The organism is Paracoccus chinensis, assembly GCF_900102885.1.
GTDB classification, from domain to species: Bacteria; Pseudomonadota; Alphaproteobacteria; order Rhodobacterales; family Rhodobacteraceae; genus Paracoccus; species Paracoccus chinensis.
In genome coordinates, this window is the sequence record NZ_FNGE01000005.1 from 60,166 (window position 1) to 72,813 (window position 12,648).

Sequence of the window (12,648 nt, forward strand, 5' to 3'; positions counted from 1 at the left end):
CCGGTCCGGGGCGTTCGGACCGCTGAACGCCCCGTTCCGAAGAAAGGACCACCCCATGACCAACCAGATCATCGCCCGCTACGACATCGCCGATTACGCCCAGTTCCGGGCCGAGTTCGACGCGGATGCCGAGGACCGCGGCAATGCCTCGCTGTCGGTGCTGCAGATCTGGCGCGAGGGGACGGGACGGGCCTGGGTGCTGTATCAGGTCGCGGACGGCAAGCGCGCACTCGACTATCTTCAGGGTGCGGCGCAGGTCTTCAACGGGCGTGCGGGCGTGCAGAACGCCGAATATCACGCGGTGCAGACGGCATGATCCCACCCTCGCCCGAACTGGTTGTCCTCGGCCTTTCGGCCATCCTGCAGGCGATCCAGATCGCCCTTGCCGGATGGTCGATGGGTCAGGACGGACTGCAGCAGTGGAATGTCGGCCCTCGTGACGGCGAGCCGCAGTTCTCGGCCCGGACGGGCCGCCTGCGCCGTGCGGTGAACAACCATTTCGAGGCGCTGGCCTTCTTCACCATCGCCGTCGTCCTGGTCCAGTTCACGCAGTCGAACGGCGGCCTGACTGCCGCCTGCGCCTGGGTCTACCTGATCGCCCGCGCCCTTTATGTCCCGGCCTATGCGCTCGGCTGGTCGCCCTGGCGCTCGCTGATCTTCGGGGTGGGGTTTCTCGCCACGATGCTGATGATCCTGACCGCGCTGTTCTGAGTTCGGGCGGTCTCAAATATCCCGCGGGATCGTCGTCTACGACGATGGGGGCGCGAAGTCCCCGGTCCGGCGGCCAAGAACAAAGGACGATGTCATGTATGATCTGATCGTGATCGGCGCCGGCCCCGGGGGCTATGTCTGCGCCATCCGCGCCGCGCAGCTGGGCCTCAAGGTCGCCTGCGTCGAGGGGCGCGAGACGCTGGGCGGCACCTGCCTGAACGTCGGCTGCATCCCGTCCAAGGCGCTGCTGCACGCCAGCCACATGGCCCACGAGATGCACGAGAACTTCGCCAAGATGGGCCTGATGAACGCCCATGCCGACATCGACTGGGACCGGATGCAGGCCTACAAGGCCGAAACCGTCGGCACCAACACCAAGGGCATCGAGTTCCTGTTCAAGAAGAACAAGATCGACTGGCTCAAGGGCTGGGCCTCGATCCCGGCGGCCGGCAAGGTGCAGGTCGGCGACCAAGTGCATGAGACAAAGAACATCGTCATTGCCTCGGGCTCGGCCGCGACCTCGCTGAAGGGCGTCGAGGTGGACAACGACGCCGGCATCGTCGTCGATTCCACCGGCGTCCTGGCGCTGAAGAAGATCCCGCAGACCATGGTCGTCATCGGCGCGGGCGTGATCGGGCTGGAGCTCGGGTCCGTCTACAGCCGCCTCGGCACCAAGGTCACGGTGGTCGAATATCTCGACGCCATCACCCCTGGCATGGACGGCGAGGTGCAGAAGCAGTTCCAGCGCATCCTGTCCAAGCAGGGTCTCAAGTTCATCCTCGGCGCCGCCGTCTCGGGTGTCGAGAGCGCCGAAAACGGCGCGACCGTCACCTACACGCCCAAGAAGGGCGGCGACGCGCAGACGCTTGATGCCGAGGTGGTGCTGGTCGCCACGGGCCGCCGTCCCTATCACGACGGCCTCGGCCTTGATGCGCTGGGGGTCAAGCTGACGGACCGCGGCCAGATCGCCATCGACAACCACTTCGCCACCAGCGTCCCCGGCGTTTATGCCATCGGCGATGCGGTGCCGGGCCCGATGCTGGCTCACAAGGCCGAGGACGAGGGCATGGCCGTGGCCGAGATCCTGGCCGGCAAGCATGGCCACGTGAACTACGACGCCATCCCCGGCGTCATCTACACCACGCCCGAGGTCGCGGCCGTCGGCCTGACCGAGGAAGGCGCCAAGGCCACCGGCCGCAAGGTCAAGATCGGCAAGTTCCCCCTGATGGGCAACGCGCGAGCCAAGGCGATGCTGCAGGCGGAAGGCTTCGTGAAGCTGATCGCGGATGCCGACACCGACCGCATCCTCGGCTGCCACATCATCGGCCCCGGCGCGGGCGAGATGATCCACGAGGTCTGCGTGGCGATGGAGTTCGGCGCGGCCGCGCAGGACCTGGCGCTCACCTGCCACGCCCACCCCACCGTCAGCGAGGCGGTGCGCGAGGCAGCGCTTGCATGCGGCGACGGCGCGATCCACGTCTGACGGGAAAGGCCGGGCCGGGTGCCCGGCCCGACTTCCGATCAGGCCATCCGGCCAGAAGGACGCCGAGGGGTTCCACAACCCTTCGGCGTTTTCTTGCCGATCAGGCGGTCTGCGGCAGCGGGGTTTCGCTTTGCGTCTGGCGCGGGGACGGCCCGTGGCTATCGTCCTGCCAACCATAAACAGACTCCGGCAGGACAGTGATGACCCCAACCATGACCCGCCTCAGTGCGCTTGCGCTGTTGACCGTTCTTGCGGCCTGCGGCGGCGGCGCAGAAAAGTCGGACCGGATGTACCTGGCCCAGCCCCGCATCAGCCAAGCCGAGCTGCACCCCAACGAGACGCCCGAACTGCGCGCTCTGATCAGCAAGTATTCGGCCATGTATGGCGTCCCCGAGGAACTGGTCCACCGCGTCGTCATCCGCGAAAGCCGCCATCGTCCTGCGGCCCGGAACGGGAAATACTACGGGCTGATGCAGATGGCCCCCGCCACCGCGCGCGGCATGGGCTACCGCGGCTCGCCCCAGGGGTTGCTGGATGCCGAGACGAACCTCAAATACGGCGTGAAATACCTGCGCGGCGCCTACCTGGTCGCGGGCGGCAACCACGATGCCGCCGTCAAATGGTATTCGCGCGGCTACTATCACGAGGCCAAGCGCAAGGGCCTGCTTGAGGAAACGGGCCTGCGCTGAAAGGCGGAACGCGCAATGGGGCCGCGCGTTCGGGGGCGTAGCAACCCCGGGACGACATGCGCGGCATCAGCATCACTTCGTGGAATGACTTTCTTTCGGCGCTGATCGGCATCGCGCTGTTCGCGCTGATCGGGATCGGCATCCGCCTGCTTCTGATGTTCACCATCCAGGCGCGGCGCGAGCGGATGAACCGGCAGATCAACGAGCGGCTGAAGCTGCTGATCGCCGCCTACAAGACGCTCGGCGGTTCCTTCACCGGCGAGTTGTCGGTGGACCCCACCCACCTGCGCGACCTGCGTCAGCGCATGGCCGAGGAAGACGGCGCCGCCGACAGCCCTGGTACCGACAACCCCGGCGCCGACCGCCGCCGCCGCATCCGCGACGCGGTCGAGGCTGCCCTGTCAGACATCCTGCTGCTGGGGACCGAGGAGCAGGTACGCTTGGCCGAAAGCGCCGCGCGCGAGCTTGTCGAGGGCCGCAGGGTCCATACGCAGGAACTCGTGGTTTCCCTGCGCAATTTCATCCGCGAAGCGCTGGACCTTGATCCCGTGCCTGCGGGCCTTGCTATTCCGCCACAAGGACCGACGCGCCCGTCAGGCAGCGGCGCGGGCGGTCGGGGCCGCGGCGAAGGTGGCGGCGGGCGAGGCGGCGGGGGCGGCATGGGTGGCGGAGGCGGTGGCATGGGGATGGGCATGGGACTGGGCGGCAGCCGCCAAGACCCGGACGCGTAGGGTGCGTGCTCGGCACCCACCGCCCGGCCCCGAAAGGCAGGGCGGCTGGCGCCACCCATGGCTTACGTGAACTGCTCGCGCAGCATCCGCTCCTCCATCCCGTGGCCGGGATCGAACAGCAGGCGGTGGGCGATGCCGGGCTCGGTGCGGATCTCGACCCACAGCACGCGGTCCACCTGCTTGGCGTCGGCATCCGCCATGACGGGGCGCTTGCGCGGGTCCAGCACGTCCATGCGGATCACCGAATCGTGGCGCAGGATCGCCCCCCGCCAGCGGCGCGGGCGGAAGGGCGCGATGGCGGTCAGCGCAAGCACGTCCGAGCCCATCGGCAGGATCGGCCCGCCCGCGGAATAGTTGTAGGCGGTCGATCCCGCAGGCGTTGCCACCATCAGCCCGTCGCAGACCAGTTCCTCCATCCGCACGCGGCCGTCCACGCTGATGCGGATGCGCGCGGCCTGGGGACCGGCGCGCAGCATCGAGACCTCGTTGATCGCCAGCGCCCGGTATTCGTCCCCGTCGATCGCCCCTGCCACCATCGACAGCGGGTTGATGACCGTTTCCTCGGCATGGGCGATGCGCTCGGGCAGGCCGTCCTCGTCATAGCCGTTCATCAGGAAGCCGACAGTGCCCCGGTTCATCCCGTAGACCGGCCGCCCGAGGTTCTGGCGCAGCGTGGACAGAAGAAAGCCGTCGCCCCCCAGCGCCACCACCACGTCGGCGCGGGTCGCGGGGGTCTGGCCGTAACGCTCCATCAGCCGGCCAAGGGCATTCTGGGCGACATCGGTGTCGTTTGCGGTGAAATGGAACGCGGTCATGGGTGGCATCCATGCACCCTGCCCGGCCCTTGGCAAGCCTCGGCGGCGCCGAGGCGCTGGAAGGACCGGCGCAAAATGGCTAACAGGACGCTGACCCTGGCCCGGAGGACCCCGATGACCGACAGCGCATTCTTCACCGAAGCCCTTTCCACCCGCGACCCCGAGATCTTCGACGCGGTCCACCGCGAACTCGGCCGCCAGCGCGACGAGATCGAACTGATCGCCTCGGAAAACATCGTCAGCCGCGCGGTGCTGGAAGCGCAGGGCTCGGTCCTGACGAACAAATATGCCGAAGGCTATCCGGGCAAGCGCTACTACGGCGGCTGCGAGTTCGTGGACGTCGCCGAGAACCTCGCGATCGACCGCGCCAAGCAGCTGTTCGGCTGCGACTTCGTGAACGTCCAGCCGAACTCGGGCAGCCAGGCGAACCAGGGCGTCTTCCAGGCGCTGCTGACCCCCGGCGACACCATCTTGGGGATGAGCCTCGACGCGGGCGGCCACCTGACCCACGGTGCGCGCCCCAACCAGTCGGGCAAGTGGTTCAACGCGGTGCAATACGGCGTGCGCAAGCAGGACAGCCTGCTCGACTATGACCAAGTCGAGGCGCTGGCCAACGAACACAAGCCCAAGGCAATCATCGCGGGCGGCTCGGCCATCCCGCGCATCATCGATTTCGCCCGGCTGCGGCAGATCGCGGACCAGGTCGGGGCCTACCTGATCGTCGACATGGCCCATTTCGCCGGGCTGGTGGCGGCGGGCCTTTACCCCTCGCCCTTCCCGCATGCTCATGTGGCGACGACAACCACGCACAAGACGCTGCGCGGCCCGCGCGGGGGCATGATCCTGACCAACGACGCGGATATCGCGAAAAAGGTGAACTCGGCCATCTTCCCCGGCATCCAGGGCGGGCCGCTGATGCATGTGATCGCCGGCAAGGCCGTGGCCTTCGGCGAGGCGCTGCGGCCGGACTTCAAGGACTATGCCAAGCAGGTCGTCCTGAACGCGCAGGCGCTGGCGGACGAGCTGATGAAGGGCGGGCTGGACATCGTCACCGGCGGCACCGACACCCACCTGATGCTGGTGGACCTGCGGCCCAAGGGCGTGAAGGGCAACCAGACCGAGGACGCGCTGGGCCGCGCCCACATCACCTGCAACAAGAACGGCATCCCCTTCGACCCCGAAAAGCCGACCGTAACCTCGGGCGTCCGCCTGGGCTCGCCCGCGGGCACCACCCGCGGCTTCGGTGAGGAAGAGTTCCGCCAGATCGGCCGCTGGATCGTCGAGGTGGTGGACGGCCTGGCCGCCAACGGCCCCGAGGGCAATGCCGAGGTCGAGGCCCGCGTCGCGGGTGAGGTCAAGGCGCTCTGCGCCCGCTTCCCGCTTTACGACGGGCTGTAAGGAACGCAGGCACGCCGGCCTATCCGGCGCGCCAAATGCCTGAGCGGGCCACAGGGTGCGTGCTTCGCACGCACCGTCATCGGGTCACACCAGCCCGCGCCGGACCATGATCCAGACGGCGATGGCGCCGACCAGCAGCAGCCCCAGCATCACCGCAGCCGCCACGTTCAGGGCGCCTTCCTGCCAGCGGGCCGAGGACCCCAAAGGGCGAAGATAGCGGATCAGTTCGGCATGGGCCCGGGCGGCGGCGGTGCTGTCCATCTGCCGCGACAGCTTCGGCGTCGCGGCCGCCTTCTGCGCGCGGGCCAGCACCTCGGCCGCCCGGCGCTGGCGGCGCGGCAGCGCTCTGCCCCTGCGGCGCAGCATGGTGGCAAGGTCGGGCTGCGTGCCTCGCCGCGCGCCGCCCAGGCGCTGCGCCATCAGCGCCGCCACCTCGTCGGCCATCGCCCGCACGTCGTCCTGCGCCATTCCCCTGTCCCCTGCCGTCCGTCTCGCGCGAAAGGATAGGTCGCTTGCGGGCGCTTCGCCAGACGGGCTAGCATCGCCCGCATGAAACTGTCGCTCACCGTCTCGGGCCAGCCCGGCCCCCAGCCCCCCGTCCTTGTCGCGCATGGCCTGTTCGGGCAGGCGCGGAACCTCGGCGTGATCTCGCGCGCCCTGTCCGAGACGCGGCAGGTGCTGGCCGTGGACATGCGCAACCATGGCGAGTCGCCCTGGGACGACCGGCACGACTATGATGCCCTGGCAGAGGACCTGGCCGAAGTGGTCGCGGCGCATGGCGGCCGGGCGGATGTCGTGGGTCATTCCATGGGTGGCAAGGCCGCGATGCGGCTGGCGCTGACGCGGGGCGACATGGTCCGGCGGCTGGCGGTGCTGGATATCGCGCCCGTCGCCTATGACCACACTCAGGACGGCATCATCGAGGCGCTGGAGGCCACCGACGTTGCCAGCGCCACCAGCCGCAGCGGCGCCGACACGCTGCTGGCCGAGCAGCTGGACGACCACAGCGTCCGCGCCTTCCTGCTGCAATCGCTGGACCTCAAGGCCAGCCCGCCGCGCTGGAAGATGAACCTTGCGGCCCTGCGCGCCAACATGGACAACCTGACCGGCTGGCCCGAGAGCGGCACGCCCTTCGGCGGCCCTGCCCTGTTCCTGCGCGGCGGCGACAGCGACTACGTCACCGCCCAAGGCGAGGCTGCGATCCGCGAGTTCTTTCCGCAGGCGGTCATCGAGGCGATCCCCGGCACCGGCCATTGGCTGCACGCCGAAAAGCCGGGCCAGGTCGCGCCCCGGATCGTGGACTTCCTGAACGGCTGAGCGTCAGAGGCTGTCCTTGGGGTCCGTCGCCTGGATGCGCTTGGCGACCAGCCAGGCGACTGGGAACCCGCCCACCGCGCCGATGGCGGCGGCCGACAGCATCGCGCGCCAGTCGTAATAGCCCAATGTCAGCATGATGATGACGCCGATGCCCGCCAGCGTCGGCACCGACATCATCGCAAGAAACAGGAACAGCCGCGACATCGCCCAACCTCTTTGTCTCGTTTCGGCCCGCCTAAGCCAGGGCGGCGGGCCATGCCTTGATCCAGATCAGCCCCGGCGGCGCGGATCTACGGGAGGCACGCGTTCCACCCCCTGCTCGGGGCGCGTCATGCGCCGGATCAGCCCGTCCTTCCGGATGAACTGGTGATAAACGACCCCCGCCAAGTGCAGCGCCACCAGCGCCAACAGGACCGGCACGGTGTTCTCGTGCAGTTCTCCCATCGCCCTGCTGGGGATCAGATAGGCGGCCATCCCGACCAGCGGCATGGCGATCAGCACGACATAGAACAGCCAGTGGTTCAGCTTGGACAGGACCTTGTCCCAGCCGGGCGAATCCGCCTTGGAGGGCGGGGCGCCATGGGTGAAGCGCAGCGCCAGCCGCGTCAGCATGAAGATCAGGATCGCAATGCCCGACACCATGTGCCAGACGGCGTTGCCCATGATCGGCCGCCCCTCCTCGGCCCGCATCAGGGCGCGGAAATACTCGGCCATCCAGTCTCCGGTGAGAAGCTGGACAAGGACCAGGGCGAAGACCGCCCAGTGAAGCGCGATCTGGATAGCGGAATAGCGGGCGGGGTGACGCATGGCGTTGCCTTCGCAAAGGGGGCTCTCAGGCTGGAAATGCGCCAGCGGCCTGAATGTTCCGCGGCTGCCTCAGGGCGAGCAGTTGGCGCAGAAGGGCGTGTCCGGCAGAAGCTGCAGCCGCCGTTCGGCGATGGGATTGCCGCATTGCACGCAGTCGCCGTATTCCCCCGCCGCGATCCGCGCGAGGGCCGCGTCGATGCGCCGGATCTCGGCCTGGTCTGACTGGCCGAGCGCGGTCAGCACCTCGTCCCCCTGCCGTTCCGAGGCCGCGTCCTCCCAGTCCTTGGGCACGGGATCGTCCAGCTGGTCCTCGATGCGGGCGATGTTGCCGAGCAGCTCGGCCCGGCGGGCAAGAAGGATTTCCCTGGCGGCTTCGGGGGTCATGGCGTGCCCTTCCCTTGCTGGCTGTGGTGGAGTCCAGATCAGCGGGGGCCCGTCCTTTCGTCAAGCCCGAGGGTTCGGGCTGCGGGCTTCCGCCGCAGCGGCTGGCGCCGCGGGACATCATGCGAAGATGCCACCGCAGGGTGCAGGATGCGAGAAGATCTGCCTATGACTGCTGCCGGGCATGGCGGCGGTGGAGGTCGCGCATTTCCTCTGCCAGTTCGGGCACGGGTCCCTCGACCGGCAGGCCCGGCACCACCTCCTGGATGGGCAGGGGGCGGACGGGGAGCGGACCGCGGCCAAGTTCGGCCATCCAGTCGGCGTACTGCTGCGCCGAGTGGACATAGACGATCCGCCCCAGCCCGACCCAGCCATGCGCGGCGGCGCACATCGGGCAATGCTCGCCCGAGGTGAAGACGGTGGCCGTCTTCCGCTCCTCCGGGGTCATGTGACGAGCGGCCCATTGCGCCAGCGCGAGTTCGGGATGCAGGGTCGCGTCGCCGCTGCCGGTCCGGTTCCGATCCTCGGCGAGCACCGTTCCGTCCACCGCTACTAGGACCGAGCCGAAGGGCTGGTCCCCCGCCGCAAGCGCCTCGGCCGCAAGCTCGATGCAGCGGCGGAGGTGGTGGAGGTCGGCGTCGGTGGGGGTCATGGGGTTCTCCGGCTGGTCAACCAGCAGGATGATGGGCCGCGACCCTCGTGCGGGTCAATGCGGTGAGGCCTTGTTAACCGCTCGCGGTGCAGGTTGAGGGAATGCCGCGCTACCTCCGCCCGCGCCGCAGCGGCGCCATGATCTTCTTCACGATCGCGCTCGCGCAGCGGGATTCGCACCTGCTGGTCGCCGAGGTGGAGCAACTGCGGCAGGCCGTCCACGACACCCGCGCCGAACGGCCGTTCGGGATAGAGGCTTGGGTGGTGCTGCCGGACCATCTGCACTGCATCTGGCGGATGCCGGAGGGGAATGCGGATTATGCGACGCGCTGGCGGCTCATCAAGGCGCGGTTCTCACGCGGGGTGGAGCCGGGTCCGCGGCGCGCGAGCCATGTGGTGCGAGGCGAGCGCGCCGTGTGGCAGCGGCGCTTCTGGGAGCATCACATCCGCGACGAGGCCGATTTCGTGGCGCATCTGCGCTATTGCCGGTTCAATCCGGTGAAGCACGGGCTGGTTGCGCGGCCCCGGGATGGGCATTCTCCTCGGTCCACCGCGAGATCGGCGGGCCACTATGGAAATGGGCACCACGCACCCTACGCTTGCTATGCCGTGCATCTCCACCCGCATCATGGGTAGGGATTGGAATCGACAAGAACGAAGAAATTTCGTACTATCGATCAGGAGTCAAAGGATGATTGTCATGCGAGGTTTGATCAATCTCGTCGCGGTCATTTGCGCGCTCGCCGTCACCAGCAGTGCGGCCCGAGCGCAGTTTGGTTATAGGAGCATTCATGGCGGTTCCTGTGACGGATCGCCACATCGCGCCTTTGGCCCCCGCGGCGAGGTCCTTACCGGCGGCGTTGATAAGTTCCACTATTTCATCTTTGGCGGCTATGGCGCAGATCCGTCGGACCCGATTTTCCACCCGACCTCCCCTGATCCCATGCCTCGCATCCGTTTACTTTGTCAGTTGGAACCCCCGACCGGATACAGAGACTCTGAACTGAAGTGGTTATCGCTGCGGCATAGCACCTCTTTGGCGAGGCCGGGAACTGCAACGGCAAGAATCTGTTCCTGGGGCGTCTACACACCCGGCTATCACTATAGCTGCGGTCCCTCTGCTTCCCTTACGGTAAACGGCGGTCCTGGCTCGCCAGCGTATCCCGCCCTCCCCCCCATACCGATTGGTGCGATCGCCTGGCTGGAGTTGCACCTGGTTGGACCGGGCTTCATGACGCTGGAATATGTCGAAGCCTTCTGGTGGAAATGAGACACGCCATGTCCAATGCTTGCCCCGTTTTCATCGCGTTCTCCATGAGCCTTACGGTCTGTTCGCTGGCTGTGGCCCAGGAGGCGGGACCGGCGGAGCCGTTAGAACCACCAACCGTGGAGGCGGCTTTGGCGCGGGAGCGTGCGCTCAGAGCCGAGGCGGCGGCCGCCTGGCCGAGCTACGCTGACGAATGGTCGAAAGCGTTTGAGGCGGGTGCAGGGGATACTCCGTGGACTGCGGAGAAGTCGGCGCAGCTTACAGCTTCGTTCAAGGCTCGAAATCTCGTCGGCTTCGCTCTGCAGCGAACCGAGTGCAGGGCTGACAAGTGCCTTGTCGTAGTCGCCGTTGAAGACGGGATTGCAGCAGACCGGAAAGAGTCCCCGGTCAACATGCTGCCGCATGATCGGATGTCCGCTTTGCAGCGGTGGCTGACCGAAGACGAGCCTTGTGGATTTGTCATAACCGGTCAGCAATACTCAGCGAACCTAAGGGTGCTGGTGTCCTGCGATACGCAGCAAGCGGCATCGGCGGCGTCGGAGTAAGCTTCGGCCGCCACGACTTCAATCCACCTCTCACCCATCCATCTTCAACGCCGAAATAAACGCCGACTGCGGGATCTCCACCTTCCCGAACTGGCGCATCTTCTTCTTGCCGGCCTTCTGCTTCTCCAGTAGCTTCTTCTTCCGCGTGGCGTCGCCGCCGTAGCACTTGGCGGTCACGTCCTTCCGCAGCGCCGCCAGCGTTTCCCGCGCGATCACGCGGCCGCCGATAGCCGCCTGGATCGGGATCTTGAACATGTGGCGGGGGATCAGCTCCTTCAGCTTTTCCACCATCGCGCGGCCGCGGGACTCGGCGCGGTCGCGGTGGACCATGATCGAGAGCGCGTCCACCGGCTCGTCGTTCACCAGAATCGACATCTTGACCAGGTAATCCTCGCGGTATTCCGAGATCTGGTAGTCGAACGAGGCATAGCCCTTGGTCACCGACTTCAACCGGTCGTAGAAGTCGAAGACGACCTCGGCCAGCGGCAGGTCATAGACGACCATCGCGCGCGAGCCGGCGTAGGTCAGGTCCAGCTGGATGCCGCGGCGGTCCTGGCAGAGCTTGAGCACGTCGCCCAGGTAGTCGTCAGGCACCATGATGGTGGCCTTGATCCGCGGCTCCTCGATATGGTCGATCTGCATCGGGTCGGGCATGTCGGCGGGGTTGTGCAGCTCGCGCACCTCTCCGTCCTTCATGTGCAGGCGGAAGACCACACTCGGCGCCGTGGTGATCAGGTCAAGGTCGTATTCGCGTTCCAAGCGGTCACGGATCACCTCAAGGTGCAGCAGCCCCAAGAAGCCGCAGCGGAAGCCGAAGCCGAGCGCGGCCGAGGTCTCCATCTCGTAGGAGAAGGAGGCGTCGTTCAGCGCAAGCTTCTCGATGGCGTCGCGCAGGGCGTCGAAATCGTTTGCGTCCACCGGGAAGAGGCCGCAGAAGACCACCGGTTGCGCGGGCTTGAAGCCGTGCAGCGGCTCCTCGGTCCCCTTGCGCTCATGCGTGATGGTGTCGCCGACGCGGGTGTCGCGGACCTGCTTGATGGACGCCGTGAAGACGCCGATCTCGCCCGGGCCCAGTTCGGGAATGTCCACCATGCGCGGGGTCAGGACGGCCAGCTTGTCGATGCCGTAGACGGCGCCGGTCTGCATCATGCGGACGCGGTCGCCCTTGCGGATCACCCCGTCCATGACGCGGATCATCACGACGACGCCGAGATAGGCGTCGTACCACGAATCCACCAGCATCGCCTTCAGCGGCGCCTCGCGCGTGCCCTTGGGCGCGGGCAGGCGCTGGACGATGGCCTCCAGCACATCGGGAATGCCCAGGCCCGTCTTGGCCGAGATCGGCACCGCGTCGGACGCATCAATGCCGATCACGTCCTCGATCTGTTCCTTGACCCGCTCGGGTTCCGCCGCCGGCAGGTCGATCTTGTTCAGCACCGGCACGATCTCGTGCCCCGCGTCGATCGCCTGATAGACGTTGGCCAGCGTCTGCGCCTCGACCCCCTGCGTCGCGTCGACCACCAGCAGCGACCCCTCGACCGCGCGCATCGACCGGCTGACCTCATAGGCGAAGTCGACGTGGCCGGGGGTGTCGATCAGGTTCAGCGTGTAGGTCTGCCCGTCCTGCGCCTTGTAGGTGATGCGGACGGTGTTGGCCTTGATGGTGATGCCGCGTTCGCGCTCGATATCCATGCTGTCGAGCAGTTGCTCCTTCATGTCGCGATCGGCGACAGTGCCGGTCGACTGGATCAGCCGGTCGGCGAGCGTGGATTTGCCGTGGTCGATATGGGCCACGATCGAGAAGTTGCGGATGAGGTCAAGCTGGGTCATGCGCGGCTAATACAAGGGCGCCG

At 67.1% G+C, this 12,648-nt stretch carries 17 protein-coding genes; 10 read left to right on the forward strand and 7 right to left on the reverse strand.

Annotation, left to right across the window (positions count from 1 at the left end):
- The first annotated feature begins 55 nt into the window (after positions 1-55).
- From BLQ03_RS06745 to BLQ03_RS06765, 5 genes are all read left to right on the forward strand, one after another.
- On the forward strand, positions 56-316 hold the full coding sequence (locus tag BLQ03_RS06745; RefSeq protein WP_090754154.1) for a hypothetical protein: 261 nt from the start codon (positions 56-58) through the stop codon (positions 314-316).
- Entirely contained in the window at positions 313-711 is a 399-nt protein-coding gene (locus tag BLQ03_RS06750) for an MAPEG family protein (protein ID WP_090754156.1), read from the forward strand. Before BLQ03_RS06745 ends, BLQ03_RS06750 begins: the two co-directional genes overlap by 4 nt.
- 94 nt (positions 712-805) lie before the next feature.
- Positions 806-2,194, forward strand: a complete 1,389-nt coding sequence (gene lpdA, locus BLQ03_RS06755; RefSeq protein ID WP_090754158.1) for a dihydrolipoyl dehydrogenase — start codon at positions 806-808, stop codon at positions 2,192-2,194.
- Positions 2,195-2,406: 212 nt separating this feature from the next.
- On the forward strand, positions 2,407-2,883 hold the full coding sequence (locus BLQ03_RS06760) for a transglycosylase SLT domain-containing protein (protein ID WP_175558780.1): 477 nt from the start codon (positions 2,407-2,409) through the stop codon (positions 2,881-2,883).
- Positions 2,884-2,939: 56 nt separating this feature from the next.
- Positions 2,940-3,614 carry a hypothetical protein gene (locus BLQ03_RS06765; RefSeq protein WP_090754162.1) on the forward strand — a complete coding sequence of 225 codons (675 nt, stop codon included), beginning with the start codon at positions 2,940-2,942 and terminating at the stop codon, positions 3,612-3,614.
- Positions 3,615-3,676: 62 nt separating this feature from the next.
- On the opposite strand, the gene BLQ03_RS06770 is transcribed toward BLQ03_RS06765, so the two are convergent.
- On the reverse strand, positions 3,677-4,429 hold the full coding sequence (locus BLQ03_RS06770; protein ID WP_245688709.1) for an NAD kinase: 753 nt from the start codon (positions 4,427-4,429) through the stop codon (positions 3,677-3,679).
- Positions 4,430-4,543: 114 nt separating this feature from the next.
- On the opposite strand from BLQ03_RS06770, the gene glyA reads away from it, so the two are divergent.
- Positions 4,544-5,827: a serine hydroxymethyltransferase gene (gene glyA / locus BLQ03_RS06775; protein ID WP_090754166.1), complete on the forward strand. Its 1,284-nt coding sequence runs from the start codon at positions 4,544-4,546 to the stop codon at positions 5,825-5,827.
- Positions 5,828-5,911: 84 nt separating this feature from the next.
- Here glyA and BLQ03_RS06780 read toward each other — a convergent pair whose 3' ends face one another.
- Positions 5,912-6,295, reverse strand: a complete 384-nt coding sequence (locus tag BLQ03_RS06780) for a hypothetical protein (RefSeq protein ID WP_090754168.1) — start codon at positions 6,293-6,295, stop codon at positions 5,912-5,914.
- Positions 6,296-6,376: 81 nt separating this feature from the next.
- Between BLQ03_RS06780 and BLQ03_RS06785 the strand changes: the two genes are divergently transcribed.
- Positions 6,377-7,144, forward strand: a complete 768-nt coding sequence (locus BLQ03_RS06785; protein WP_090754170.1) for an alpha/beta fold hydrolase — start codon at positions 6,377-6,379, stop codon at positions 7,142-7,144.
- A 3-nt stretch (positions 7,145-7,147) separates the two neighbouring features.
- On the opposite strand, the gene BLQ03_RS06790 is transcribed toward BLQ03_RS06785, so the two are convergent.
- The 4 genes from BLQ03_RS06790 to BLQ03_RS06805 form a co-directional block, all read right to left on the reverse strand.
- Entirely contained in the window at positions 7,148-7,348 is a 201-nt protein-coding gene (locus BLQ03_RS06790; RefSeq protein WP_090754173.1) for a hypothetical protein, read from the reverse strand.
- 66 nt (positions 7,349-7,414) lie between these two features.
- Positions 7,415-7,951, reverse strand: coding sequence for a cytochrome b (locus BLQ03_RS06795; protein ID WP_090754175.1), 537 nt, complete (start codon positions 7,949-7,951; stop codon positions 7,415-7,417).
- A gap of 69 nt (positions 7,952-8,020) precedes the next feature.
- A complete protein-coding gene (locus tag BLQ03_RS06800; protein WP_090754177.1) occupies positions 8,021-8,335 on the reverse strand; it encodes a TraR/DksA family transcriptional regulator in 315 nt (104 codons plus the stop codon).
- Positions 8,336-8,498: 163 nt separating this feature from the next.
- Positions 8,499-8,984, reverse strand: coding sequence for a nucleoside deaminase (locus tag BLQ03_RS06805; RefSeq protein WP_090754179.1), 486 nt, complete (start codon positions 8,982-8,984; stop codon positions 8,499-8,501).
- A gap of 101 nt (positions 8,985-9,085) precedes the next feature.
- Between BLQ03_RS06805 and BLQ03_RS06810 the strand changes: the two genes are divergently transcribed.
- From BLQ03_RS06810 to BLQ03_RS06815, 3 genes are all read left to right on the forward strand, one after another.
- Positions 9,086-9,619 (forward strand): REP-associated tyrosine transposase, encoded by a 534-nt coding sequence (locus BLQ03_RS06810; RefSeq protein ID WP_217629672.1) that lies wholly within the window; start codon positions 9,086-9,088, stop codon positions 9,617-9,619.
- Positions 9,620-9,683: 64 nt separating this feature from the next.
- Positions 9,684-10,253, forward strand: coding sequence for a hypothetical protein (locus BLQ03_RS17890; RefSeq protein WP_139166652.1), 570 nt, complete (start codon positions 9,684-9,686; stop codon positions 10,251-10,253).
- Positions 10,254-10,261: 8 nt separating this feature from the next.
- Positions 10,262-10,795 (forward strand): hypothetical protein, encoded by a 534-nt coding sequence (locus tag BLQ03_RS06815; protein ID WP_090754181.1) that lies wholly within the window; start codon positions 10,262-10,264, stop codon positions 10,793-10,795.
- Positions 10,796-10,825: 30 nt separating this feature from the next.
- Here the strand turns inward: BLQ03_RS06815 and lepA are convergent, their stop codons facing one another.
- Positions 10,826-12,625 (reverse strand): translation elongation factor 4, encoded by a 1,800-nt coding sequence (lepA, locus tag BLQ03_RS06820; RefSeq protein ID WP_090754183.1) that lies wholly within the window; start codon positions 12,623-12,625, stop codon positions 10,826-10,828.
- Positions 12,626-12,648 lie beyond the last annotated feature (23 nt).

Bases quoted from the DNA above. Each gene is read 5' to 3' on its own strand.
- BLQ03_RS06815 (WP_090754181.1), top strand. From the start codon at position 10,262: ATGTCCAATGCTTGCCCCGTTTTCATCGCGTTCTCCATGAGCCTTACG.
- BLQ03_RS06800 (WP_090754177.1), bottom strand. From the start codon at position 8,335: ATGACCCCCGAAGCCGCCAGGGAAATCCTTCTTGCCCGCCGGGCCGAG.
- BLQ03_RS06790 (WP_090754173.1), bottom strand. From the start codon at position 7,348: ATGTCGCGGCTGTTCCTGTTTCTTGCGATGATGTCGGTGCCGACGCTG.
- BLQ03_RS06745 (WP_090754154.1), top strand. From the start codon at position 56: ATGACCAACCAGATCATCGCCCGCTACGACATCGCCGATTACGCCCAG.
- BLQ03_RS06750 (WP_090754156.1), top strand. From the start codon at position 313: ATGATCCCACCCTCGCCCGAACTGGTTGTCCTCGGCCTTTCGGCCATC.
- BLQ03_RS06805 (WP_090754179.1), bottom strand. From the start codon at position 8,984: ATGACCCCCACCGACGCCGACCTCCACCACCTCCGCCGCTGCATCGAG.
- BLQ03_RS06795 (WP_090754175.1), bottom strand. From the start codon at position 7,951: ATGCGTCACCCCGCCCGCTATTCCGCTATCCAGATCGCGCTTCACTGG.
- BLQ03_RS17890 (WP_139166652.1), top strand. From the start codon at position 9,684: ATGCGAGGTTTGATCAATCTCGTCGCGGTCATTTGCGCGCTCGCCGTC.
- glyA (WP_090754166.1), top strand. From the start codon at position 4,544: ATGACCGACAGCGCATTCTTCACCGAAGCCCTTTCCACCCGCGACCCC.
- lepA (WP_090754183.1), bottom strand. From the start codon at position 12,625: ATGACCCAGCTTGACCTCATCCGCAACTTCTCGATCGTGGCCCATATC.
- BLQ03_RS06780 (WP_090754168.1), bottom strand. From the start codon at position 6,295: ATGGCGCAGGACGACGTGCGGGCGATGGCCGACGAGGTGGCGGCGCTG.
- BLQ03_RS06765 (WP_090754162.1), top strand. From the start codon at position 2,940: ATGCGCGGCATCAGCATCACTTCGTGGAATGACTTTCTTTCGGCGCTG.
- BLQ03_RS06785 (WP_090754170.1), top strand. From the start codon at position 6,377: ATGAAACTGTCGCTCACCGTCTCGGGCCAGCCCGGCCCCCAGCCCCCC.
- BLQ03_RS06760 (WP_175558780.1), top strand. From the start codon at position 2,407: ATGACCCGCCTCAGTGCGCTTGCGCTGTTGACCGTTCTTGCGGCCTGC.
- BLQ03_RS06810 (WP_217629672.1), top strand. From the start codon at position 9,086: ATGCCGCGCTACCTCCGCCCGCGCCGCAGCGGCGCCATGATCTTCTTC.
- lpdA (WP_090754158.1), top strand. From the start codon at position 806: ATGTATGATCTGATCGTGATCGGCGCCGGCCCCGGGGGCTATGTCTGC.
- BLQ03_RS06770 (WP_245688709.1), bottom strand. From the start codon at position 4,429: ATGACCGCGTTCCATTTCACCGCAAACGACACCGATGTCGCCCAGAAT.